The organism is Sphingomonas sp. GM_Shp_2, assembly GCF_026540875.1.
GTDB classification, from domain to species: Bacteria; Pseudomonadota; Alphaproteobacteria; order Sphingomonadales; family Sphingomonadaceae; genus Sphingomonas; species Sphingomonas carotinifaciens.
The window spans coordinates 1-21,443 of the sequence record NZ_JALNUQ010000019.1 but is presented as its reverse complement, the minus strand read 5'-3'; the positions used below and the strand labels follow the sequence as shown (position 1 = coordinate 21,443).

The following is a 21,443-nucleotide window of genomic DNA, read 5'->3' as shown; positions in this document are numbered from 1 at the left end:
TGATCCGAATCCGTTCGTCTGGAGTAGCCGGCGAGCTTGTCGAGACGGCGTATCGAGAGACCTTCGAGGGGGGGTACCTCTCGATACGGGCTCTCGACAAGCTCGATCCCTATTCGAGGCGAACGGCATGGGAGGCAGATCGAAATCGCCTTCGGACGTGAGGGTAGGGACGGTCGATCCTGCCTTCCCGGCCCTTACGCCCCCTTGGTGAGCGAAGGGGCGTAGGGCATGACCAGCGTGCCGTCGGGTGCGGCGGTGTAGGTGGTCTGGGTCGGATAGGCGATGCCGATCTTCTCTGCGGCGAAGCGGCGGATGATCGCCACCATGATCCGGTCGCGCTTGGCATGCGCGGTCGGCCAGTCATTGCCGGCGATGTCGAACTGGAGCGCATAGTCGAGGCTGCTGGCACCGAACGTCTCGAACCCGGCGCGGGCGACGGTCACCTCTTCGGCCTCGGCGATCTCGCGCAGCAGGGCGGGCACGCGCTCCAGCGTTTCGGGCGCGGTTTCGTAGGTGACGCCGATGGTAAAGCCGATGCGGATGTGGTTGCGCACCGTGGTGTTCTGAATTTCCTTGTCGAGAAGCTGGCGGTTCGAGATGACGCGCAGCTCGCCGGTAAAGGCGCGGATGCGGGTCGATTTCAGCCCGATCGATTCGATCACGCCGCTGGTCGTGCCGTAGCTGATCGTGTCGCCGCGGCGGAACGGCCGGTCGAAGATGATGGCGAGCGCGGCGAACAGGTCGGCAAAGATGCCCTGCGCGGCCAGACCGATCGCGATGCCGCCGACGCCGAGACCGGCGACCAGGCCGGTGACGTTGACCCCGAGATTGTCGAGCACGACGACGAGCGCGATCGCGAACAGCGCAAAGGTGACGAGCAGGCGGATCAAGCCCATCGCGGAGAGCAGCGCCTCGCCCGAATAATGCTCGGACTGGGTGCGGTGTTCAATCGCGCCCAGGATCAGCTCGCGCGCCCAGATCGCGGCCTGGAACACGGCGGCGACGGTGAACAGGAAGCCGACGGTGCTGGCGACCTCGCGCGGCGCACCGGCATAGCCGACGACCAGTTGCGCCGCGAGCATGATGATGAAGAAGTTGTTGGTCCGCACCACGGCACGGCCGATGATGATGCCCCAGCCCGCAGCAAGGCCGGGGCGCGCGCACAGGCGATTGCCCAGGCGGCGGGCGGCGTGGAGCGCGATGACGATGACCGCGCCGATGCCAAAGGCGATCAGCACCTGCAGCCAGTGCGTCTGCACCCAAAGCGTGCTGGCGTCGATCAGGCGATCGATCTGGCGGGGGACGTTGGTGGTATCGAAAATGGGCTCTTTGGCAGCGGCGGAATTATTCGACATCAATCTTCCCGGTCAGGCGGCCGCTAAGGCCGGCGTGCCCTGTTCGAGGAAGGCGATCAGGCCGCATTCCTCTCGGCTGAGGTGGCGCTTTGCGCGCGGAAGGCGCAGCGCCTGGCGAAAGCTGGACTGACCCTTCTTGACCAGGGCGATCAGCGAAGGGTGGACATAGCTTTTGCGTGCGATGGCGGGGGTGTTGCCGAGCCGTGCGACGACGGGTTCGAGCAGCGCCTTCAAACTGAGGTCGCTTTCGGCACGGGCCAGCGCCTCGAACGCGGTGACGCTGGCGGCCCAGGTGCGGAAATGCTTGGCGGTGAAATCGCCGCCCGTCGCCTGCTTGATATAGGCGTTCACGTCGGAGGAGGTGACCGGATGCGCCTCGCCCGCATCGTCGAGCCAGGCGAACAGATGCTGTTCGTCCAGATCCTGGCAGCTCTTGACGAAACGCGCGAGCGATCGATCGGTGATGCGGCAGTCGCGCACCTTGCCCGACTTGCCCTGATAGCGCAGCTTGAGCGTCTGGCCCTTTACCTGACCATGGCGCTTGCGCAGCGTGGTCGCGCCGAAACTCTTGTTGGCGGCGGCATAGGCCTCGTTCCCGACGCGGATATGCGCGATGTCGAGCAGCCGGACGACGGCGGCCACGGCGCGCTCCTTGCAAAGCCCGCGCAAGGCCAGATCCGCCTCCACCCGTTTGCGCAAACGCGGCAGCGCATGGCCGAATTCGGCGCAGCGTTCGTATTTCGCCGCTTCCTGCGCTTCGCGGAAGTCGGTGTGGTAGCGATATTGCTTGCGGCCCTTCTCGTCCCAGCCGACCGCCTGGACGTGGCCGTTCGCCCGGGGGCAATACCAGGCATTCACATAGGCCGGGGGCAGGCCGATCCGGTTCAGCCGGTCGATCTCGTCCCGGTCGGTGATGCGCTCGCCCTTCGCGTTCCAATAGCCCCAGCCGCCACGCACCTTTTTGCGCGTGATGCCGGGCTTGGTGTCATCGCAATAGACGAGTCTGGTGGGCATCGTTGCTCCCTCGGATGGTCTTGGGAAATGCGCCGGCGGTCGCTTCGTTCCGGAACGGGGGCAGGGGGCGGCGGGTTGAGGCGGCGTTCCCCTTCACCGATACCCCTTCCTCCCATGGAGAATTGTCATGGCCGATCTATCCCAAGCCCGCGTCCTGATGCTGGCGGCAGACGGGTTCGAGACCGTCGAACTGTTCGAACCGCGCAAGGCGCTGGAGGCGGCGGGCGCCAAGGTGAGCCTCGCTTCGCTGAAGCGCGACCCGATCCAGGGCATGGAGCAGGATCTGAACAAGGCGGAGACCGCGACGCCGGACCTGACCGTCGACGAGGTCGACACCGACGATTATGACGCGTTGGTGCTGCCGGGCGGCACCTGCAACCCGGACAAGCTGCGCCTGAACGAGCGTGCGGTGGAGATCGTCACCGAGTTCATGGAGGACGACAAGATCGTCGCCGCGATCTGCCACGGCCCCTGGCTGCTGGCGGAGGCGGACGTGGTGGATGGCCGGCGGCTGACCAGCTTCCCTTCGATCCGCACCGACCTGGAAAATGCCGGCGCCGATGTGGTGGACGAGGAAGTCGTGGTCGACGGCAACCTGATCACCAGCCGCAAGCCGGATGACATTCCCGCCTTCAACCAGGCGATCATTGATGCGCTGGTCGAGGAACTGGCCGACGAGCCGGCCTGACCCGGAACGGGACGCGGATGAGCGGGGCCGCCGTCGCGTCGGCGGCCCCGCTATGGCATCGCGGGCACATTCCCCCGGTCGGAGAGTCCGCGATGCGATTCATGCTTCCCCTTGCCCTGATCCTGATCGCCGGCCCGGCGGTGGCACAGGGGAGTGGCGCGCCGTTTACCGTCGGCAACCGCGGCTTTGCGACGTTGCAGGAGGCGGTGGGCGCGATCGGCGATGGCGAGGGGACCATCCGCATCGCGCCGGGCACCTACCGCGAATGCGCGGTGCAGGATGCGGGCCGCATAGCCTATGTCGCGGCGGTGCCGGGCCGGGTGGTGTTCACGCGCGTCACCTGCGAGGACAAGGCGGCGCTGGTGCTGCGCGGGCGCGGTGCGCGTGTCGAGGGTATCGTGTTCTCCCATCTGGAGGTGGCGGACGGCAATGGCGCGGGCATCCGTCTGGAAAAAGGCCCGCTGACGGTCGAGAACGCGATGTTCCTGGACAGCCAGTCGGGCATCCTGTCCGCCGACGATCCCGCCGGCACGGTCACCATCGATCATTCGACCTTTGCCGGGCTGGGCAAGGACCCGACCGGTAACGGTGCGCATGGCATCTATATCGGCGGTTATGGCGCGCTGACCGTCAACGCCAGCCGGTTCGAGCGGGGCACGGGCGGTCATTATCTGAAAAGCCGCGCCAAGCGGATCACGGTGACCGACAGCAGCTTCGACGATACGCGCGGGCAGGCGACCAACTACATGATCGACCTGTCCAACGGCGCACAGGGGCGGATTGCGGGCAACACCTTCGTGGTGGGGCGCAACAAGGACAATCATTCCACGCTGATCACCGTCGCGCCCGAGGGGGCGAAGAACGATTCGACCGGGCTGGTGGTCGAGAACAACATCGCCACGCTGGCGCCGGGGGTGACGTACAAGCCGGTGCTGGTCGGCAACTGGTCCGGCGAGGCGCTGGTGCTGCGCGGCAACCGGCTGGGTGCGGGGATCAGCCTGACCGCAAGGCGCTGGTGACGCCGAGATAAGGGCTGGGGGATAAAGGCTGGAGGTCGGCGGCTTCGTCCTGTCATCGATTGCACGGGAGACATGACGCATGACGAAGACTTTGAGCCTGATCGCACTGACCGCGGTGCTGGCCGGCTGCACGACGATGACGGATAGCGCGGCGGACGGGGCCGCGGCTGCAACGGGTGAGACGATCCGCTACAGCGTGTCGCCCTGCTACGGGACGTGCCCGGTCTATGCGGTGACGGTGTTGCCGAACGGGCAGGTGACGTTCGACGGGCAGGAGCATGTCGCCGCCAAGGGGCCGCAGGAACGACAGGCGGGCGTCGCCGCCTATCGCCGCCTTGCCGCCGCTTTGGCCCCCTATCGTCCGATGACCGGGGTCACCGCGCAGACCCGATGCGAGCAGCAGGTGAGCGACCAGCAGGGCTATCGCATCGCCTGGATCGGGGACGATGGGCGCGAGACGGTGCTGACGCACGATCGCGGCTGCATATCGCCGACGAACCGGGCGTTGAACAAGGTCATGGACGGCGTGCCGGCGATGCTGGGCCTTGGCGGGTGGATCGGCCGCTGATCCGGCTTACTCGGCCAGTCGGCTGCCAAGCCACTGGCCGAGATATTCCAGGCACGCCAGCCGGCGCCACAGTCCGCTGTCGGCGACGCGGTCCATTTCGAACCAGCGGCGCATGACGGGGAAATCGGGATCGATCACCCGGTGCATATATTCGGGGGCGAGCAGGCCGCCATGCTCGTCACCCTGCGCGGCGAGGCGGCGGCGCAGCGCATAGCTTTGCCGGCGCAGCCAGGGTGGGCGGATGCGCGACTGCCATTCGGAAAAGCGGTGCCGGGTCGAGGGCGGGCCGGAAAAGTCATGGCCATAGGCCGAGGGATGCGCGGCAAGGCCGGGGTCGATCGCGGCGATCAGTTGCGCCTCGAACCGGCCGGCACGCTTCAGGGCCAGGGGCAGCGTCATCGCATCGGCGACGACGCCGTGGTCCAGAAACGGCATCAGATAGGCACCGAACCGCGCCTCGGTGCTGATCTCGCGGCCGAACAGGGCGCGGCAGCGGACGGCGGGGTAGATGTGTTCGATGCGGTCGCGGGGAATGCGGGCGTGGCGGGGCATGGCGATCGCGGAGGCGATCTTGGCGGCGATGCGGTCGAGAAAGGCGTGCGGGTCGAAGCGCGGGCTCGCGTCGGAGGCGAGGAAGCGGGCGAAGAAGGTGGCGGCCACCGAATCGGCGGTCATCGCGCGGTCGGGCAGATAGAAGAAATCGCGAAAGATTTCTCCGCAGCCGCCCGAGGCGGCCAGCGCGCCGTCCGCGTGGCGGGCATGGGCCGCGGCGGTGTTGCCGCCGCCGTCGAAGATGTTGCCGTAATTGGGCAGGCCGTCCCAGACATGGAACTCGCGCGCGACATGGTCGGCAAAGGCGTCGGGCGCGATATGGGTGTCGGCCTTGTTGATCCAGGCGACGGGCACGCCCTCTGCACGGCCGATCGCCTGCGCGACGGCGACGTCCTCGCTGCCCGGCGGGCCATAGACGTAGAGGTCGGGCCGGGCGCCGGCCTCGCGCAGGGCGGCAAGGAGCAGGCGCGAATCGAGGCCGCCGGACAGCGGGCTGTTGATGCGGTCGAACGCCGCGACATGCGGCGCGACAACGGCATGGAGCCGCGCCCTAGCCGAGGCGATCCGGTCGGGCAGCGCGCGGGCCGGATCGATGCCGGGCAGCGTGCGTGTGACCGGGTGGTAGCGGATGCCGTCGGGCAGCAGCTCGACGATGCGGTCGGGCCCCAGCGTGCGCAGCCCCTCGAACACGGTGTCGTCGCCGATGGGCGTGACGTTGAAGGCGTATTCGTAAAGCCCTTGGGAGGAGAAGCGCACGCGCTGCTGCACGTCCAGCGCGGCGAGAAGCGAGGTCGAGAAGACCTGGCCGCCCTCGTCATGGAAAAGCTGAAAGGCGCCGAACCAGTCGGTGAACAGGAAGCTGCGCCCGCGCTTGCGGATCAGTACCGCGAACTGCCCGGCAAGCCGCGACCAGTCGAGCCGCGGAGGCTCGAACGCGGCGAGCAGGGCGCGCAGGGCGTCGCGCCCGAGCTGTCCGTCGAAGGCGAGGGTGCCTGCGACCGCGACCATGTCGGGGCCGTCGACCAGCAGGGTGTCGGGGCCGCCGAGGATGTAGGGAACGTGGAGGCCGTGCCAGCCGGGAAAGGCGAAGTGGTGGGGATGCGTAAAGCCGAGCGCGGTGAACTGCGCGGTGGCGGCGGCGTGCGGGTCGGCGACGAGGCCGTGGGCGCCCTGGGCGTGGAGGAACAGTCCGGCCATGGGGATCAGGCAGCCGCTGCTGCGGCGTGGCGCGCGAAGTTGCGTTTGGTGGCGGCGCTGCGTCTGGCGGTGAGATAGGTGTCCAGGCCGATCTGTGCGCCGATCAACTGGTAGATGAAGGGGTTGAAGGCGATGCCGACAAAGGCGGCGCCGAGCAGATAGATGAGGTGGGCGTGCTGGAGCGCGCCGGCGAGCGCGCCGCCCCAGCGCAGGGGATCGTCCTCCGAGCGGTGGCGGCGGCGTAGGATTTCCATGCGGATCAGTCCCCCGATATTGATCGACAGCCACAGGATGACGCCGGGCCAGCCCTGTTCGCCCAGCACCTCGAAATAGCTGCTGTGATAGGCGCGGGCCTTGTCCTGCGCGCGGCGGCGGTCGGTTTGCGTGTTGGCCGCGGTGCCCGAGGTCTCGACCAGTTCGTAGCTCACCCGGTTCTGCAGATAGGCGTTGAAGCCGCCGCCCAGGGGGTGCGACTTGGCGTAATCCCAGGTCCATGCCCAGACGGCGAGCCGGGTGGAGGCGGATTCGTCGCCCTGATAGGTTTTGATCGTACCCATCCGCTCCGTATAGGAAGAGGGCAGCAGCGGGGTGGCGATCAGCCCTGCGACACCGAGCGCGGCCAGATAGAGCAGGCGCCGCTTCACGTCGCGCAGCATCAGGACCGCGAGCAGGCCGATGCAGAGCAGGCCCGTGCGCGCCGAGGTGCCGACCGGGATCAACAGGCAGGCAAAGACCAGCGCCCAGGCAAAGCCGCGCACCCGCCAGTCGGGCCGGAAGATGGTGCCGTATTTCGCCAGCCACAGGATGATCGGGATCATCGTGACCGCCACCGCCGAGATGATGCTGCCCTCGTACAGCCCGGTATTGTTGGTCACCATCAGGTTCAGCTCGCCATAGCCGCCGCCCGACGCCAGCGTCTTGATCCCGCCGACGATGATGATCGACCCGGCCGACAGCGTCATGAACAGCAACAGCGCCTCGATCCTGAGCCGGGTGCGCAGCGTGAACGGCAGAAACGCGCCGAATGCCAGCGCCTTCCACACCCAGTCCCATTTGTCGGCCGCCTCGATGGGGAAATCGGCGAAGCGCGTGGTGATGCCGCAATAGACGAGCAGCAGCCCGATCAGGATCTGGCGGGGCGCGATGCGCAGGCCCCGCTTGTCGTCGGTCAGGGCCCAGCCGCCGACCGCGGCGAGCACCGCGATCAGCGAGATCGGCACCGCGTTGAGCAGATAATAGGTCAGCCGCTGCGGCGAGACGATGTCGATATAGATATAGACGAGGACGAGCAGGAACGGCCGTTTCAGCCCGAAGCCGAACAGCGCCGCCAGAAATGCGATAAAGACGAGATCACGCACGCGGGCGTCGTCGCTTGAACCGGGCAGGCGGACCGCCCGCATCATCCTCGCGGTCGAGATCGGGGCGCTTGAGGAGCATCCACGCCGCCAGCAGCATCAGGCCGTGGGTGAGACCAAGCGCGAAATTGTCGATCATCGCCTACCCCCCGTCATGCCTGTTGCTCCGCCCTCATGACCCGCCCCATACGGTCCTTGTTGCGACATCCCGTAGGCCCGGCGGGATTGACGCGGCGTTAAGGCAGGGACGTTCACAAGGCCATCATGCGTATCCTGCACATACTGGACCATGGCCTGCCGCTGCAAAGCGGATACACCTTCCGCACCCGCGCGATCCTGAAGGCCCAGGAAGCGCGCGGGTGGCAGGTCGCGGCGGTGACCGGCCCGCGCCAGGGCACGAGCGCGCAGGCGGTGGAAGCGGTGGACGGCCTGACCTTTCACCGCACCGCAGGGCCGGTGCCGGCGGGATGGCGCGGCGAGATCGGCGGCGTGGCGCGCTATGCCGGCCGGATCGAGGCGGCGGTGGATGCGTTTCGGCCCGACATCCTGCACGCCCATTCGCCAGTGCTGGATGCCCTGGCCGCGCTGATCGTCGCACGGCGGCGCAAATTGCCGCTGGTGTACGAGATTCGCGCCTTCTGGGAGGATGCGGCGGTCGGCAACGGCACGGGGCGCGAAGGATCGGCGCGCTACCGCGCCACGCGTGCGATGGAAACATGGGCCTGTCGCCGGGCCAATGCGGTGGCGGTGATCTGCGAAGGGCTGAAGACCGACCTGATCGGACGGGGGATCGACCCGGCCAAGCTGACCGTCTCGCCCAATGGCGTCGACCTCGGCCTGTTCGGCACGCCGGTGCCGCGGGACGCGGCGCTGGCGGCGGAACTGGGTCTGGAGGGCGGCGAGGTGATCGGCTTCATCGGCAGCTTCTATGATTATGAAGGGCTGGACGACCTGATCGCGGCGATGCCGCGGCTGGTGGCGGCGCGGCCGCTGGCCCGGTTGCTGATGGTCGGCGGCGGGCCGATGGAGGCGGCGCTTCGCGCGCAGGCGGTGGCGTCGCCGGTGGCCGCGGCGATCCGCTTCGTCGGCCGTGTGCCGCATGACCAGGTGGAGCGATATTACAGCCTGGTCGACATATTGGCCTATCCGCGCAAGCGGATGCGGCTGACCGATCTGGTCACCCCGTTGAAGCCGCTGGAGGCGATGGCGCAGCGGCGGCTGGTCGCGGCATCGGACGTGGGGGGACATCGCGAGTTGATTCGCGATGGCGAGACGGGCACGCTGTTCCCGCCCGACGATCCGGCGGCGCTGGCGGATGCGCTGGCGACGCTGCTGGACGATCGCGGGCAATGGGACGAACGACGGAACAAGGGGCGCAAGTTCGTGGAAGACGAGCGTAACTGGTCGTCAAATATTGCGCGCTATGCCCCTGTCTATCAGCGGCTGATCGATGCCGCGCCGATGGATCACTGATGGCTGCCACCGCCCCCACCCGATATCTGCCGATCGCCGGTGGCCTGGCCGCCGGGCTGGCGGTGCTGGCGCTGGTCTTCACCTCGCCGGCCGAGGCGCTGGAAAGCTGGGTGCGCCAGACCGGGATCGCGGCACTGGTGCCCGCGGCGAACCCGCCGCTGGGATCGACCGCACGGCTGTTGCTGGCGCTGGTCGGCGGCGGGTGTGCGGCGGCGATCGTCTGGTCCGCCCTGTTTCTGTTATGGGGCACGGGCGGGCTGCTGGCGCCGCGCGCGCGCCGCAGCGACGAGGACCTGCCCGAAATCCGCCGGGCCGACGCGCATCCGGATGCGCCGCCGCGCCGGCCGCTGAATGCGGCCGAACTGGAGGTGCCGGTCGTGCCTGCGCCGCCGCCCGAGGAACGGACACTGCCCGAGGATCTGGATCAGCCGCTTGCCGCGTTCGATCCATCCGCGATCCTGGCGGTGCCGCGCGAACCGGTCCGGCCGCTGTCGCCGGCCGGTTCGGTGGGATCGACCATCCGGATCGATCCGCCGGGCGAGGTCGCGACCTTCCCCTCGGCCGAGGAGATCGAGCGCATCGAGACCTTTGCGGTGACCCCCATCCGCCGGGTGGAGGAGGATGCTTCGCCGATGCCGATCGCGGCCGAACCGCGGATCGACGACGAGGCCGAGCCGCCGAGCATCGATTCGCTGCTCGACCGGCTGGAGCGCGGCACGCTGCGCCGGGGGCGATCGATCAATTAAAGGGTGATGCCATCATCTTGATCCGTGCGCGTCGGGTAGCGGCAACTACTCGACACGCAGGGGAGGGGATGGATCGATCCGATGTCATCCCGCTCCCGCGCAGCTTGCCGCGGATCAGGCGGGCTGGAACACGCCGCAGGCGATGCGGCCGCCGCTGTTGCCCGATGGGTCGGTCTTCAGGTCGTCGGCGGCCGCGTGGACGACCATCGCGGCGCCATCAGCATCGAGCAGCGAGGCGAGCGTCGCACCCGGAACGGTGAGGGCGATGGTGCCGCGGCCGTCGGTGCCGACGATCATGTTGGGCAGGTCGCCCTGATGCGGCCCCTGCGGGTTCATCGTGCCGTGCTTGCGCTCGGTGGGGTTCCAGTGACCGCCGGCGGTGGTGAAGTCGGGCGCGTCGCAGCGGCCGGTGGTGTGGACATGGGTGCCGTGCGTGCCGGCGGGTATGTTGCTGGCGTCCACCGTGATGCGGATGCCGTCGGCAACCTCGGTCGCGGTGGCGCGGCCGGCATCGGCCCCGGCGGCGGTGCGCAGCATGGCGGTCGCCGAGCGGCCCTCCGGCACGGGGGCGCCCGTCTTCAGATCGTCGTTGCAGGCGGCAAGCGTCAGCAGCAGCGTGGTGGTGGCGATGGAAAGCGTCTTCATCCTGTCACTCCCTGATATCGTTTGTCGGTGATCCATCGTGCGAACCGCTTGAATCCTCGCCCGGTTCCAGCGGCCAGCGGGCGACGGGTTCGTAGTGGGCGGCGTGGGCGGTCAGGTGGCTCTGGTAGAGGATGAGGTGGGGGAGGGGGAAGGGGGCGCTGGACAAGGCGAGGTGGCGGGCCTGCCAGCCGGCGATCTCGGGCGCGGTGCCGGCGGAGCGGGACAGGCGCGCCACCGTGATGTGCGGGCGATAGGCGCGCCGTTCGGGGGGCAACCCGGCCCGCACACAGGCCTGATCGACCTTGCGATGGAGATGGGCGAGCGCATCCACCGGGTGCAGCCCCGCCCAGAGCGTGTCGACGCGGCCGCGATGGTCGAACGCACCGACGCCGGCCAGCGATACCACCGGCACGGGCGCATGGACCTGCGCCAGCGCGGCGGCGATGTCCTCCGCCACCGGCCGCTCGACCTCGCCGATGAAGCGCAGGGTGCAGTGAAGCTGCTCGTCCTCCTGCCACCGGGCATGGGGCACGCCGTCCATCACGTCGATCAGCCGGTCGCGAATGGCGGGGGGCGGGCGCAGGGCGACGAAGAGGCGGGGCATGGCGCAACTGTAGGCGCGATCCGCATGGTCGTCGATCCGAACCGGCGATCCGGGGCATCAATCGGGCGGGCTGTTACAAAACATGTCTGGGACGCGGGGCGGAACCGGGTGGCTTGAAAAGAGTCGTCGTCAGAGCGATATTTCGAACACCCGGCATATGGCCGGGCAAAGGAGCGAATTTCACCATGGCTAACTGGTCTGATCCACGGCCGAGCGCCGCGCCGTTCGGAACCACCGCCAACAAGACGGGCTCTACCGCGGTCGACGCGGGTCTGCGCTCGTACATGCTGTCCGTTTACAACTACATGTCCTCCGGCGTGCTGCTGACGGGTATCGTCGCGCTGCTGTTCGCGTGGGGCGGTGCATCGAGCCCGGCCGCGCAGGTGTTCATGGGCGGCGGGCTGCTGAAATACGTCATCATGTTCGCGCCGCTGGGCTTCGTGTTCGCGTTGAGCTTCGGCCAGATGCGGATGAAGACCTCGACGATGCAGATGCTGTTCTGGGCCTTCGCGATCGTGATGGGCCTGTCGCTGTCCACGATCTTCCTGGTCTACAGCCCGCTGGCGATCGCGCAGGCGTTCTTCGCCACCGCGGCCGGTTTCGCGGCGTTGAGCCTGTATGGCTACACCACCAAGCGTGACCTGTCGGTGTTCGGCACCTTCCTGATCATCGGTGTCGTCGGCCTGCTCGTCGCCAGCATCATCAACATGTTCCTGCAGTCGGGCCCGATGGGCATGGTGATCAGCGCGGTCGGCGTCCTGCTGTTCGCAGGGCTGACCGCCTATGACACGCAGCGGACCAAGGAGATGTATTATCAGGTCCGCGGCACGGACATGCAGGGCCGGGTGGTCATCATGTCGGCGCTGAGCCTGTATCTGGACTTCATCAACATGTTCCTGTTCATCCTGCGCCTGTTCGGTGGCAATCGCGACTGACGCCAGGGAATAACGGAGCGATCAGGGCCCGTCGGGACGACCCCGGCGGGCCCTTTCTTTTTGGGGGTGGGCGATGCGGCTGTCGATCGAAGTGCGGCTCGACTACGGCTTTGCCGAGCCGGCGGATGTGCTGTTGCAGGTGGAGGCCGCCGCGATGGCCGATCAGCGTATCGAGCAGGAGTCGCTCATCCTCTGGTCCGATACCGCGATCGCCGCGGTGCCGGGCGAGGACGGGATCGGGCAGCGATGCTGGGCACGCGGCGAGGGGCGGCTGGTCGCCGAATATCGCGCGGTGGTGCAGGTGGAGCGGCCGGCGGTGGTGCTGGCAGACTACGGCGCGACCCCGGTCCGCTCACTGCCCGGTGCGGTGGTCGCCTATCTGATGCCGAGCCGATATTGTCCGTCCGACCGGTTCGAAGGCTTTGTCCGGGCCGAATTCGCCGGGCTGTCTGGCGGAGCGCTGGCGCAGGCGCTGGCCGATTGGGTGTGCGCGTCCCTGCGCTACCGGGCGGGGGCGAGCAGCGGGGTGACCACGGCACTGGACACCTTTGCGATGCGCGCCGGTGTGTGCCGGGACTATGCCCATCTGCTGGTGGCGCTGGCACGGGCGGCGGCGATTCCGGCGCGTTGCGTCTCGGCCTATGCGCCCGGCGTCGATCCGCCCGACTTCCATGCGGTGGCCGAGCTGTGGCTGGACGGTGCATGGCGCCTGGTCGACCCCACCGGCATGGCGTCGTGCCGGGATATTGCGCGCGTCGCGGTCGGGCGGGATGCGACGGATATCGCCTTCATGACGATCTGGGGCGAGGCGGTGATGTATGGCCAGTCGGTGAGCGTGCGCGAACTTTGCTGATCCGTATCAGGAGGAACGGCGGTTGGGCTTGATCGTTCTCCCTGCGACACGAGTATTCACATGGGGAGTGTGCCATGAGCAGCGACGACACCGAATCCAACAGCGGCAGCAACAACGAGGGTCGCAACGAACGGCAGGATGCCGGGCGCGATCGTTCGATCGGCAAGCGGCTGGCGCGCGACCCGGAAAGCCGGGATGCCCGGCTCGACGCCGGGCTGGACGAGTCGATGGATGCCAGCGATCCGCCCTCCTCGACCCAGCCGGTCCACAATCACGGTCCGGCACCCTCGTCGGGCTATGACGAAGAAGCGGAACGCCGCCTGAAGGACGGCTGACGCAACGGATTGTTGCCCTTTGGCATCATCACAGGCTTCGGGGATTGCGGCGGGCTTCGGTTCGTCGCAATCTTTGTTGCGACGCAGCGCGTTCCATGATCCTTTAATGACAAGGCCGGTGGTGGCCGTTCAGGATCATGTTAACCATCCTGGTGCATCATCATCCGGTCGATGAGCGAGCGGGCGGGGTGATGCACATGGGATCGAGAATGAGACCGGCGGAAGGCGCAATGACGCTGGCCGAGATGAAGGAATTCGCCGGCTTCGGCGCGGCGACCCAGCGCTATATCCGCCGCTCGCTGGACATCGGGCTGGACCGCGAGGACGCCATGCTACGCTGGTCGCGCGACGTGGTGGAGGCCGCGAGCATCCGGGCGCAGGCGCGGCTCTACAACGTATTGCCGGAGCTCCGCCGCGGCATTCCGGGCGACAGCGGACTGGAGGCGGCCGAGCCGTTTCTGGCGCCGCTCATCACGCTGGCGGCGTTCGATCTGGGGCAGGGGCGGCTGACCAGCTTTGCGGCATTCCGCTTCCTGTACGAGCGGCTGATCGGGGCCGAGGTACGGCCATGGCTGCCCGCGGCCTTTTGCGCGGCGGCGGCGTTGCCGCATCTCAACCCCGAACTGCGGCGCAAGCTGCTCCAGTCGATCAGCGAGGCGGCGGCGACCGCATCGGGCTGGTCGAACCGCCAGCCGGCCTTTTTCCCGCATTGGGTGGAAAAGGTGGATTCGGGGACGTCGCTGGCGAATTGAGGTGGCGGGCCCGGTCATGGCTCGACCGCGCCCTCCACGCCTTACGTCTCGGAGTCGAACCGCAGCATCAGCCTGCCATCGGCATCCTGGATTACCGACAGCGTCCGATAGTCCGTGATGGTGGCATGGGGGGTCGCCATCGGCGCGGCATGGGTGGCGGTGACCGCGATCACGTCGGCACCCGCAGCCTCGGCCGCGGTGATGCCGGCGATGGTATCCTCCCAGACCAGACAATCGGCCGGGTCGACCCCGAGGCGCCGGGCACCGAGAAGGAAGGCGTCCGGAGCGGGCTTGCCGCGCGAGACATCATCCGCCGTGACGCTGTGGGCGGGGAAGGGCAGGCCGGCGGCGGCAAGGCGGGCGCGCGCCAGTGCGCGCGGCGCGGAGGTGACCAGCGCCCACCGTTCCGGCGGCAGCGTCGCCAGCATCGCCGCAGCACCGGGGATCTCCACCACATCGCCGACATCGGCAATCTCGTCTTGGGTCAGCGCCTCGGCCTCCGCCACCGGATCGACGCCGGCCGGTGCCAGGCGCCGGATCGTTTCGATGGCGCGGACGCCGTGCATGATGGAGAGGACGTGTTCGACCGGCAGGTCGTGGCGCTGTGCGAAGCGGGTCCAGGCGCGGATGGCGGAGGGGATGCTGTTCAGAAGGGTGCCGTCCATGTCGAAGAGGAAGGCGGCGTAGCTGCGTGATTGGGGCATAAAAGAGCTTTCAGTCAGCGACATGCCCGCCAGCCGGCGGTGCCGCGATCGGCCTGGTCGAGGTGAAGATGATCGGCATGGGCCGCGTTATAGTCGGGTGACAGCGTCGTGGCGAACAGCCGGCAGGCGCCGTCGCGTACCTCGCGCAGAAACGCGGCATTGTCCGCCCCGCCGGTCCAGTCGCGTGCGACGGTGATGCGCCGCCCGTCTGCCAGGCGGAAGCCGGCGATATCGACCGCGTCGGCGGTGGCATGCTCGCTCCAGGTGCCGCTGTCGCGCCCGGAGATGCGGCGGCAGTTGTAGCTGCCGAAATGGTCGATGGCGGTGACGCGACTGCCAAAACGCTTCTGGGCGGCAGGCTGGACCACGGTCCATTCCCAGAGCGACAGGGCTGCGGCGACCGGACAGGCGATGCCGAGCCCGGCGGGACGATAGCCGATACGCTGCGCGCCCGTACCGGTCAGGCGGACGGCATCGTCATAGCCGCATTGCGCGCTGTCCCGTCGCGGGGGCAAAACCGTGTAGCGAACCCCGGCCTTGTCGAGCAGGCGCCGGCATTGCGGAAAATCGCTGCCCAATGCGGTCAGCTTGCGGCCGGTGAACAGCCCGACCGGCGCGCCGAGATCGAGCGGGGTCCAGGGCAGATCCTGCGGGCGGCCCCGCATTGTTCCCCAGGCAACGAACAGCAGCGCCGCGACGACGGCGCCGATGACCAGCGCGGCGATCGTTCGGCGCAGCGTCCGCATCAGCCGCGGGTCGCCGCGGCGAGGCGTTCCGCGGTGACCGGATAACCGCAATCCTCCGGGATGCAGAGCCAGTCGCCGTCGGCGCGGTGATCGACAAAGGGCGTGATCGTGCGGACGGGATGACGGGCCGCGTCGGCGGCAGCGTCCGCGAAATCGGCGAAGCGGGCAAGACGCTCCAGCGTGCGGCGGGTGGGGTAGATGAGCATGGCCCGACCGGCATCGGCGGCGTCGAGCACGGCCTGTGCCGTCGTCCAGAAAGCCCGCACGGTTTCCCCGCCATCCGGTTTCGGCGCGGGGGCATCGGCGGGCAGGCGGGCGAGATAGAAGCGCGTGTCGAAGATGCGCGGCACCGCATGATCCGGGCGCCAGCGGGCAAAGGGGATCAACGCGGCAAGATCGAGTGTCGCCGCTCTGAACGACCCGGCAAGTGCGGCCCGGTCGGACACGGCGCCGGGTGCTGCATCCAGGCCGACAGCGATGCCCACTTCCTCGATCGTCTCCCGAATGGCGGCGATGCGTGCGGCGGCGTCGTCGACGGGAAGGCCGTGACCATCGGCGCGCGCGTGGTCGGCGGGATCGATGCGGCCGCCGGGGAACACCAGGGCGCCGCCGGCAAAGGCGAGTGCCGCGGCCCGCTCTACCATCAGGATTTCGGGCGCCGCATCAGGGCGGTCGCGCATCAGGATCAGGGTAGCGGCCGGGATGGCATCAGGCATCGCAGAAGGAGGCATGACAGGGGAACGCGCGAGGTGGCGGATCGGGGGCGCGGGTCCCGTGCCGGGGCGGTTCGATGCGGACGATGTCGGAAAGGGCGGGGTGGTGGAGCCGAGGGGAATCGAACCCCTGACCTCTGCAGTGCGATTGCAGCGCTCTCCCATCTGAGCTACGGCCCCGCCCCGGTCCGGCCCCGAGGGCTGGAAGTGACGCCCTTAGCGAGGCCGATCGGGCGATGCAACAGCGGTTTCACCCACCCGGTATTTTCGGCTGCACCGCCGGCGGGCGGCATTGATCCAGATTTAGTCGCGGGAGGCGACCGGCTCGTCCGGGCCGGCGGGAACCATCATTCGCCTCGACCCTTGTTCAACCTGGAATATCCGACCGGGCCGTCACAGCACGGCGGATGCCGTAGGACCGAACATCAGGAGGATACCATGCCGTACGATCGCAATTCGCGGAGCGGTAACCGGGACGACCGCGATTTCGACTATGGTCGCGACTATGGATCGGGTCGTGATTACACCTATTCCAGCGCGCGTGATTATGATGCCGCCGGGTCGTTCGACGACGAGCGCCGCGGCTATGGCACGCGCGATTACGGGCATCAGCGTTATGCCCAGCGTGACCGCGGATACGGACAGGGCCAGGATTACCGCAGCCAGGACTATCGGGGCCAGGATTACCGGGGTCAGGACTATCAGGGCAGCCGATTCGGTGGCGGCGAGCGCGGCTATGGCCGCGGCGGCGAATATGGCGGCTATCGCAATCACGAACGCTACGGCGTGCGCGACGAGGGCTCGCGTGGTGACGGGCATCGTCGCTTCGCCGGCGAGGATTACGGTCCGGCGCGCAGCGACTATCGCGGCGGTGGATACGGCCAGGACTCGCGCTATCGCGAGCAGCAGGATCATCGTGGCGGCGGCCGTTCCTCGCAGGATTACGGGCGTCAGCCGCAGGGCTATGACTATGAGGAGCGCGGTTTCATGGCGCGTGCCGGGGACGAGGTCCGCTCGTGGTTCGGCGACGAGGAAGCCGAGCGTCGGCGCGAGGCCGATTCGCGCTATGACGAGCGTTATTATGCCGAGCGCGACAATGATTATCACAGCTGGCGCTCCGGCCAGATCGCGGCACTCGACCGCGACTATGACGAGTATCGCAGCGAGAACCGCTCCAAGTTCGAGAACGAGTTCGGCACGTGGCGCACCCAGCGCCAGGGGCAGCGCGACCTGCTGAACAACGTGACCGAGCATATGGACGTGGTCGGCTCCGACGGGACGCATGTCGGCACGGTCGACAAGGTTCGTGGCGACCGCATCCTGCTGACCAAGAACGACAGCGATGCGGGTGGTCGTCACCACTCCATCCCGTCGCGCTGGTTGCAGACCGTGGACACCAAGGTGACGCTGGCGAAGACCGCGGACGAGGCCAAGAAGCATTGGCGCGACGAGGAAGACGCACAGGCGCTGTTCGGTGATCGCCCGGACGGGCGGCGCGACCAGACCGGCCAGTCCAACCATAGGAGCCAGACGGGTCAGGCCGGGCAGTCGAACCAGACCGGTCAGGCGAATCAGGCCGGCCAGTCGGGCCAGGCCGGACAGGACGGTTCGCACGGGCTGAACAAGAGCTTTTCCGGGACCTATTGATCCGGTGAGGTGACCCGGCGGTGCGCCGCCGGAAGTTCAAGGAAAAGGCCCGGGCCGCATGCCCGGGCCTTTTTGATTTGGCCTTTTCGATTTGGCAGGGCGCGCGGCATGATCGCCGCGCAGAAACAAGCAGGAGAGACACCGCGATGGCACAGGCATGGACGCTGACGAACCGGCCCAAGGGATTGCCCAAGGCCAGCGATTTCGCGCTGGTCGAGCAGGAATCGGGTAGCCTGGAGGAAGGGCAGGTGCGCGTCGCCAATCGTTGGCTGTCGGTCGACCCCTATATGCGCGGCCGGATGAACGACGTGAAAAGCTATGTCCCGCCGTTCCAGCTGGGGCAGCCGATGCAGGGCCATGCACTGGGTGAAGTGGTGGAAAGCCGGGCCGATGCCGTGCCGGTCGGGACGATGGTCAGCCACATGGCCGGATGGCGGGACGAGGCGGTGTTGCCTGCCGATCAGGTACAGGCGCTGCCGCCGATCGATGTCGCGCCGCAGGCGTTCCTGGGGCAGCTCGGCATGCCGGGGATGACGGGCTATTTCGGCCTGCTGGCCGTGGCCGAGGCCAGGGCCGGCGACACGGTGTTCGTCTCCGCCGCGGCCGGGGCCGTCGGATCGACGGTGGTACAACTGGCCAAGGCCAAGGGCATGACCGTGATCGGATCGGCCGGCGGCGCGGAAAAATGCGCATGGGTGCGCGAGATCGGCGCGGACGCGGTGGTCGACTACAAGTCGGGGCGTCCGATCGCCGAGGCGCTGGGCGAGGCCGCGCCCAAGGGGATCGACGTGTATTTCGACAATGTCGGCGGCGACCATCTGGATGCGGCGCTGGCCCATGCCCGTCCGCGCGCGCGTTTCGCGATTTGCGGAATGATCGAGGTATATAACGAGGCAAAGCCGACCAGCCTCCGGCATCTGGCGCAGATGATCGGCAAGCGCGTGAGAATGCAGGGATTTATCGTCAGCGACTATTTGGATCGCGCCGGTGAATTCTATGCCGAGATGGGTGATCTGGTGAAGAACGGCGCCTTGCAGCGGCAGGAAACGGTTTTTGAAGGACTTGAGGTCACGCCGGAGGCATTTTTGGCCCTGTTTTCCGGGGGTAACACCGGAAAGATGCTTGTGAAGCTGTGACAGGATCTTGGCCGGATAAGTTTGAGATGGCAGGGAACCTTTTGATTAATTGTAAAACAACGCAGGTTCGCAGCTATCCAAATTGATATACCCGTCCGGAGTAATCGGGTGGGTGGGTTTGATCGTGATTGTCGAGATCGTCTTGGGCGGCACGCTGCTTGCGGGCAGTGGTGCCGCCGTTTCCAACTTCGTCCGCGGCCGGCGCGAAAGGCGCCGCGATGCATGGCGGCGTGAGAAGGCAGCGGAGCATCAGGCGCGTTGGGCCGCCGCGGTCGAGAAGGTGACGCCGTTGGAGGCACCGGTGCTCGCCATACCGGCGAATGACGTGGTGGAAAGTGCGCCGCTCCCCCGGACGATCCCGCAGGGCGCGCCGGGCACGCGCGTGACCGATCCTCCCGCGGTGATGCCGAGCCGGGTTTTCTGGTCGATCAACGGCTATCATGCGATGCCGTCAGGGTGGCAGACGCTGGAGGTGGGCCTTTGGCGCCCGAGCGGCACCGACCGGCAGCGGCATTATCCGTTCGATCGGTCGGACCGCCGGCGCCGATCGATCCATCCTTTCTGATCCGGCGGTTGGCTCCGCGGCGTCAGGGGCAGTGAAGTCACCGCCCCCGATGCCCTGTTCTGGCCGATCGGTTCTAGCCGATCGCGGCGTCGAAGGTATTGCATTGCGCCGGGTCGCCGGTTTCCAGGCCACGGCGCAGCCAGCGCATCCGCTGTTCGGAGGTGCCATGGGTGAAGCTGTCGGGGACCACGCGACCGCCGGCTTCGCGTTGCAGCGTGTCGTCGCCGATCGCGCGGGCGGCGGTCATGCCTTCTTCGATATCACCGGGTTCCAGGCGGTTGCGGTTGCGGGCGGCCCAGACGCCGGCATAGCAATCGGCCTGTAGCTCCAGGCGGACGGACAGGGCGTTGCCCTCCGCGCGGCCGGCACTGGCCTGCGCCCGGCTGACCTCGGTCGAGGTGCCGAGCAGATGCTGGATGTGATGGCCGAATTCGTGCGCGATCACATAATAGCGCGCGAAATCACCCTGGGCGCCGAAGCGGTTGGCGAGTTCGTCGAAGAAGCTGGCGTCGAGATAGATGCCGTTGTCCGATGGGCAGTAGAACGGCCCCATCGCGGACTGTGCCGCGCCGCAGCCGGACTGGCCGGAACCGGTGTAGAAGCGCAGCATCGGCGCCTCGAACCGCTGGCCCGATTGCGCGAAGATCTGTTCCCAGGTGTTCTGCGCATTGCTGTAGGCCTGGCACGTCTCCCGCCTGGCCGGGGTGGCGTCGCAGACCTGGCGGACGTCGGTACCGGTGGAAGGGCCGCGGCTGACCGGCGTGCCGACCTGACCGCCGCCGCCGCCAAGCAGGTTGAGCGGGTTCAGCCCGAGAACGGCGAGGATGATCAGCACGACGACGATGCCGCCGCAGCCGAAGCGGCTGCCGATCAGCGGCAACAGGCCGAACAGCAGACCGCCGCCACCGCCGCCGAATCCGCCGCCACCCTGCGCCTCACCGACATTGATGTCGTTGTCATAATCGTCGAGCCGCATGGGCGCCCCTCTTCCCTGGCGAAAGTTGCGTTGGCGTGATGAACCCCCGACCGGCCTCGACGGTTGCACGGGGCGACGGGTTCGCGTCATGCTGATGGCGAACACAAGGCAAGGGTGAGGGGGATGAGCATGTTCCTGCAGGGCAAGACGGCGATCGTGACCGGATCGACCTCGGGGATCGGCTTTGCGATTGCCGAGGTGCTGGCCAAGGCGGGCGCGTCGGTGGTCATCAACGGCTTTGGCGAGGCGGAGGCGATCGAGGAGAAGCGCGCCCGGCTGGCGGAGGCGAGCGGGGCAGCGGCGCTGTACGTGCCCGCCGACATGCGCCAGCCCGACGAGATCGCGGCGATGGTCGAGCAGGCGGTGGCCGAGACGGGATCGTGCGACATCATCGTCAACAATGCCGGCATCCAGCATGTCGCGCCGATCGGCACGTTTCCGGTCGACAAGTTCGACGCGATCATCGCGATCAACCTGTCGGCGGCGTGGCACATGATGCGTGCGGCGGTGCCGCACATGCGGGCCAAGGGCTGGGGGCGGATCATCTCCACCGCGTCGGCGCACAGCCAGGTCGCCAGCCCCAACAAGTCGGCCTATGTCGCGGCCAAGCACGGCGTGGTGGGGATCACCAAGACGGTGGCGCTGGAGGTGGCGACGGACGGGATCACCGTGAACTGCATCTCGCCGGGCTATGTCTGGACGCCGCTGGTCGAGCAGCAGATCCCCGACACGATGACCGCGCGCAAGCTGAGCCGCGATCAGGTGATCAACGACGTGCTGCTGGCCGCGCAGCCGACCAAGCAGTTCGTGACCTGTGAGGAGGTGGCGGCGATGGCGCTATTTCTGTGCCGGGACGAGGCGCGTT

The 21,443-nt window shown here is 67.8% G+C and carries 24 protein-coding genes and 1 tRNA gene; 13 read left to right on the top strand and 12 right to left on the bottom strand.

Annotation, left to right across the window (positions count from 1 at the left end):
- Positions 1-194 precede the first annotated feature (194 nt).
- A complete protein-coding gene (locus tag OXR08_RS08795; RefSeq protein WP_112382186.1) occupies positions 195-1,355 on the bottom strand; it encodes a mechanosensitive ion channel family protein in 1,161 nt (386 codons plus the stop codon).
- Positions 1,356-1,367: 12 nt separating this feature from the next.
- On the bottom strand, positions 1,368-2,369 hold the full coding sequence (locus tag OXR08_RS08790; protein ID WP_267349339.1) for a DNA topoisomerase IB: 1,002 nt from the start codon (positions 2,367-2,369) through the stop codon (positions 1,368-1,370).
- A 127-nt stretch (positions 2,370-2,496) separates the two neighbouring features.
- On the opposite strand from OXR08_RS08790, the gene OXR08_RS08785 reads away from it, so the two are divergent.
- The 3 genes from OXR08_RS08785 to OXR08_RS08775 all read left to right on the top strand — a co-directional run bounded on the left by OXR08_RS08785 (position 2,497) and on the right by OXR08_RS08775 (position 4,644).
- Positions 2,497-3,057 carry a type 1 glutamine amidotransferase domain-containing protein gene (locus OXR08_RS08785; protein ID WP_112382188.1) on the top strand — a complete coding sequence of 187 codons (561 nt, stop codon included), beginning with the start codon at positions 2,497-2,499 and terminating at the stop codon, positions 3,055-3,057.
- A gap of 92 nt (positions 3,058-3,149) precedes the next feature.
- Positions 3,150-4,076, top strand: a complete 927-nt coding sequence (locus tag OXR08_RS08780) for a right-handed parallel beta-helix repeat-containing protein (RefSeq protein WP_267349338.1) — start codon at positions 3,150-3,152, stop codon at positions 4,074-4,076.
- 79 nt (positions 4,077-4,155) lie between these two features.
- On the top strand, positions 4,156-4,644 hold the full coding sequence (locus tag OXR08_RS08775; RefSeq protein ID WP_267349337.1) for a DUF6438 domain-containing protein: 489 nt from the start codon (positions 4,156-4,158) through the stop codon (positions 4,642-4,644).
- Between the two features lie 6 nt (positions 4,645-4,650).
- On the opposite strand, the gene OXR08_RS08770 is transcribed toward OXR08_RS08775, so the two are convergent.
- From OXR08_RS08770 to OXR08_RS08760, 3 genes are read right to left on the bottom strand one after another with little or no spacing between them, the layout of a single operon-like run.
- Positions 4,651-6,393: a hypothetical protein gene (locus tag OXR08_RS08770; protein ID WP_267349336.1), complete on the bottom strand. Its 1,743-nt coding sequence runs from the start codon at positions 6,391-6,393 to the stop codon at positions 4,651-4,653.
- 5 nt (positions 6,394-6,398) lie between these two features.
- On the bottom strand, positions 6,399-7,751 hold the full coding sequence (locus OXR08_RS08765) for a putative O-glycosylation ligase, exosortase A system-associated (protein ID WP_267349335.1): 1,353 nt from the start codon (positions 7,749-7,751) through the stop codon (positions 6,399-6,401).
- Entirely contained in the window at positions 7,744-7,887 is a 144-nt protein-coding gene (locus OXR08_RS08760; RefSeq protein WP_267349334.1) for a hypothetical protein, read from the bottom strand. The genes OXR08_RS08765 and OXR08_RS08760 overlap by 8 nt, the downstream gene beginning before the upstream one ends.
- Positions 7,888-8,012: 125 nt before the next feature.
- Between OXR08_RS08760 and OXR08_RS08755 the strand changes: the two genes are divergently transcribed.
- Together OXR08_RS08755 and OXR08_RS08750 are read left to right on the top strand one after the other, a co-directional pair.
- Positions 8,013-9,221 (top strand): TIGR04063 family PEP-CTERM/XrtA system glycosyltransferase, encoded by a 1,209-nt coding sequence (locus tag OXR08_RS08755; RefSeq protein ID WP_267349333.1) that lies wholly within the window; start codon positions 8,013-8,015, stop codon positions 9,219-9,221.
- Complete coding sequence (locus tag OXR08_RS08750; protein WP_149682055.1) at positions 9,221-9,967, top strand: hypothetical protein; 747 nt, start codon at positions 9,221-9,223, stop codon at positions 9,965-9,967. The genes OXR08_RS08755 and OXR08_RS08750 overlap by 1 nt, the downstream gene beginning before the upstream one ends.
- Positions 9,968-10,081: 114 nt before the next feature.
- On the opposite strand, the gene OXR08_RS08745 is transcribed toward OXR08_RS08750, so the two are convergent.
- Complete coding sequence (locus tag OXR08_RS08745) at positions 10,082-10,612, bottom strand: superoxide dismutase family protein (protein WP_112382195.1); 531 nt, start codon at positions 10,610-10,612, stop codon at positions 10,082-10,084.
- Between the two features lie 4 nt (positions 10,613-10,616).
- Positions 10,617-11,216 (bottom strand): RNA 2',3'-cyclic phosphodiesterase, encoded by a 600-nt coding sequence (gene thpR / locus OXR08_RS08740; protein ID WP_267349332.1) that lies wholly within the window; start codon positions 11,214-11,216, stop codon positions 10,617-10,619.
- Between the two features lie 185 nt (positions 11,217-11,401).
- Here thpR and OXR08_RS08735 point away from each other — a divergent pair, with 185 nt between their 5' ends.
- The 4 genes from OXR08_RS08735 to OXR08_RS08720 all read left to right on the top strand — a co-directional run bounded on the left by OXR08_RS08735 (position 11,402) and on the right by OXR08_RS08720 (position 14,091).
- Positions 11,402-12,151, top strand: a complete 750-nt coding sequence (locus tag OXR08_RS08735) for a Bax inhibitor-1/YccA family protein (protein ID WP_112382197.1) — start codon at positions 11,402-11,404, stop codon at positions 12,149-12,151.
- A 73-nt stretch (positions 12,152-12,224) separates the two neighbouring features.
- Entirely contained in the window at positions 12,225-13,004 is a 780-nt protein-coding gene (locus tag OXR08_RS08730) for a transglutaminase family protein (protein ID WP_267349331.1), read from the top strand.
- Between the two features lie 74 nt (positions 13,005-13,078).
- Entirely contained in the window at positions 13,079-13,339 is a 261-nt protein-coding gene (locus tag OXR08_RS08725; protein WP_240313443.1) for a hypothetical protein, read from the top strand.
- A 197-nt stretch (positions 13,340-13,536) separates the two neighbouring features.
- Positions 13,537-14,091: a hypothetical protein gene (locus tag OXR08_RS08720; protein ID WP_267349359.1), complete on the top strand. Its 555-nt coding sequence runs from the start codon at positions 13,537-13,539 to the stop codon at positions 14,089-14,091.
- A gap of 41 nt (positions 14,092-14,132) precedes the next feature.
- On the opposite strand, the gene OXR08_RS08715 is transcribed toward OXR08_RS08720, so the two are convergent.
- The 4 genes from OXR08_RS08715 to OXR08_RS08700 form a co-directional block, all read right to left on the bottom strand.
- Positions 14,133-14,795, bottom strand: coding sequence for an HAD-IA family hydrolase (locus OXR08_RS08715; RefSeq protein ID WP_267349330.1), 663 nt, complete (start codon positions 14,793-14,795; stop codon positions 14,133-14,135).
- Positions 14,796-14,809: 14 nt separating this feature from the next.
- Complete coding sequence (locus tag OXR08_RS08710; RefSeq protein ID WP_267349329.1) at positions 14,810-15,541, bottom strand: extensin family protein; 732 nt, start codon at positions 15,539-15,541, stop codon at positions 14,810-14,812.
- On the bottom strand, positions 15,541-16,257 hold the full coding sequence (locus OXR08_RS08705) for an NUDIX domain-containing protein (protein ID WP_267349328.1): 717 nt from the start codon (positions 16,255-16,257) through the stop codon (positions 15,541-15,543). The genes OXR08_RS08710 and OXR08_RS08705 overlap by 1 nt, the downstream gene beginning before the upstream one ends.
- A 101-nt stretch (positions 16,258-16,358) precedes the next feature.
- Positions 16,359-16,434 (bottom strand) — tRNA-Ala (locus tag OXR08_RS08700).
- Between the two features lie 258 nt (positions 16,435-16,692).
- Between OXR08_RS08700 and OXR08_RS08695 the strand changes: the two genes are divergently transcribed.
- The 3 genes from OXR08_RS08695 (at position 16,693) to OXR08_RS08685 (ending at position 19,602) form a co-directional block, all read left to right on the top strand.
- Entirely contained in the window at positions 16,693-17,901 is a 1,209-nt protein-coding gene (locus OXR08_RS08695) for a DUF2171 domain-containing protein (RefSeq protein WP_267349327.1), read from the top strand.
- A 146-nt stretch (positions 17,902-18,047) separates the two neighbouring features.
- The gene (locus tag OXR08_RS08690; protein ID WP_267349326.1) at positions 18,048-19,037 is read left to right on the top strand and encodes an NADP-dependent oxidoreductase; all 990 of its coding nucleotides are present in this window, start codon (positions 18,048-18,050) and stop codon (positions 19,035-19,037) included.
- 112 nt (positions 19,038-19,149) lie between these two features.
- Positions 19,150-19,602: a hypothetical protein gene (locus OXR08_RS08685; RefSeq protein ID WP_267349325.1), complete on the top strand. Its 453-nt coding sequence runs from the start codon at positions 19,150-19,152 to the stop codon at positions 19,600-19,602.
- Positions 19,603-19,675: 73 nt separating this feature from the next.
- On the opposite strand, the gene OXR08_RS08680 is transcribed toward OXR08_RS08685, so the two are convergent.
- The gene (locus OXR08_RS08680; RefSeq protein ID WP_267349324.1) at positions 19,676-20,578 is read right to left on the bottom strand and encodes a neutral zinc metallopeptidase; all 903 of its coding nucleotides are present in this window, start codon (positions 20,576-20,578) and stop codon (positions 19,676-19,678) included.
- Between the two features lie 129 nt (positions 20,579-20,707).
- On the opposite strand from OXR08_RS08680, the gene OXR08_RS08675 reads away from it, so the two are divergent.
- Positions 20,708-21,443: 3-hydroxybutyrate dehydrogenase (locus OXR08_RS08675; RefSeq protein ID WP_267349358.1), on the top strand; the 736-nt coding region annotated here is incomplete at its 3' end.

What these genes read in the sequence shown, in the direction of transcription:
- OXR08_RS08690 (WP_267349326.1), top strand. Translation starts at nt 18,048, where the DNA reads ATGGCACAGGCATGGACGCTGACGAACCGGCCCAAGGGATTGCCCAAG.
- OXR08_RS08760 (WP_267349334.1), bottom strand. Translation starts at nt 7,887, where the DNA reads ATGATCGACAATTTCGCGCTTGGTCTCACCCACGGCCTGATGCTGCTG.
- OXR08_RS08770 (WP_267349336.1), bottom strand. Translation starts at nt 6,393, where the DNA reads ATGGCCGGACTGTTCCTCCACGCCCAGGGCGCCCACGGCCTCGTCGCC.
- OXR08_RS08775 (WP_267349337.1), top strand. Translation starts at nt 4,156, where the DNA reads ATGACGAAGACTTTGAGCCTGATCGCACTGACCGCGGTGCTGGCCGGC.
- OXR08_RS08785 (WP_112382188.1), top strand. Translation starts at nt 2,497, where the DNA reads ATGGCCGATCTATCCCAAGCCCGCGTCCTGATGCTGGCGGCAGACGGG.
- OXR08_RS08755 (WP_267349333.1), top strand. Translation starts at nt 8,013, where the DNA reads ATGCGTATCCTGCACATACTGGACCATGGCCTGCCGCTGCAAAGCGGA.
- OXR08_RS08745 (WP_112382195.1), bottom strand. Translation starts at nt 10,612, where the DNA reads ATGAAGACGCTTTCCATCGCCACCACCACGCTGCTGCTGACGCTTGCC.
- OXR08_RS08705 (WP_267349328.1), bottom strand. Translation starts at nt 16,257, where the DNA reads ATGCCTGATGCCATCCCGGCCGCTACCCTGATCCTGATGCGCGACCGC.
- OXR08_RS08725 (WP_240313443.1), top strand. Translation starts at nt 13,079, where the DNA reads ATGAGCAGCGACGACACCGAATCCAACAGCGGCAGCAACAACGAGGGT.
- OXR08_RS08750 (WP_149682055.1), top strand. Translation starts at nt 9,221, where the DNA reads ATGGCTGCCACCGCCCCCACCCGATATCTGCCGATCGCCGGTGGCCTG.
- OXR08_RS08695 (WP_267349327.1), top strand. Translation starts at nt 16,693, where the DNA reads ATGCCGTACGATCGCAATTCGCGGAGCGGTAACCGGGACGACCGCGAT.
- OXR08_RS08735 (WP_112382197.1), top strand. Translation starts at nt 11,402, where the DNA reads ATGGCTAACTGGTCTGATCCACGGCCGAGCGCCGCGCCGTTCGGAACC.
- OXR08_RS08730 (WP_267349331.1), top strand. Translation starts at nt 12,225, where the DNA reads ATGCGGCTGTCGATCGAAGTGCGGCTCGACTACGGCTTTGCCGAGCCG.
- OXR08_RS08790 (WP_267349339.1), bottom strand. Translation starts at nt 2,369, where the DNA reads ATGCCCACCAGACTCGTCTATTGCGATGACACCAAGCCCGGCATCACG.
- OXR08_RS08680 (WP_267349324.1), bottom strand. Translation starts at nt 20,578, where the DNA reads ATGCGGCTCGACGATTATGACAACGACATCAATGTCGGTGAGGCGCAG.
- OXR08_RS08720 (WP_267349359.1), top strand. Translation starts at nt 13,537, where the DNA reads ATGGGATCGAGAATGAGACCGGCGGAAGGCGCAATGACGCTGGCCGAG.
- thpR (WP_267349332.1), bottom strand. Translation starts at nt 11,216, where the DNA reads ATGCCCCGCCTCTTCGTCGCCCTGCGCCCGCCCCCCGCCATTCGCGAC.
- OXR08_RS08795 (WP_112382186.1), bottom strand. Translation starts at nt 1,355, where the DNA reads ATGTCGAATAATTCCGCCGCTGCCAAAGAGCCCATTTTCGATACCACC.
- OXR08_RS08710 (WP_267349329.1), bottom strand. Translation starts at nt 15,541, where the DNA reads ATGCGGACGCTGCGCCGAACGATCGCCGCGCTGGTCATCGGCGCCGTC.
- OXR08_RS08715 (WP_267349330.1), bottom strand. Translation starts at nt 14,795, where the DNA reads ATGCCCCAATCACGCAGCTACGCCGCCTTCCTCTTCGACATGGACGGC.
- OXR08_RS08780 (WP_267349338.1), top strand. Translation starts at nt 3,150, where the DNA reads ATGCGATTCATGCTTCCCCTTGCCCTGATCCTGATCGCCGGCCCGGCG.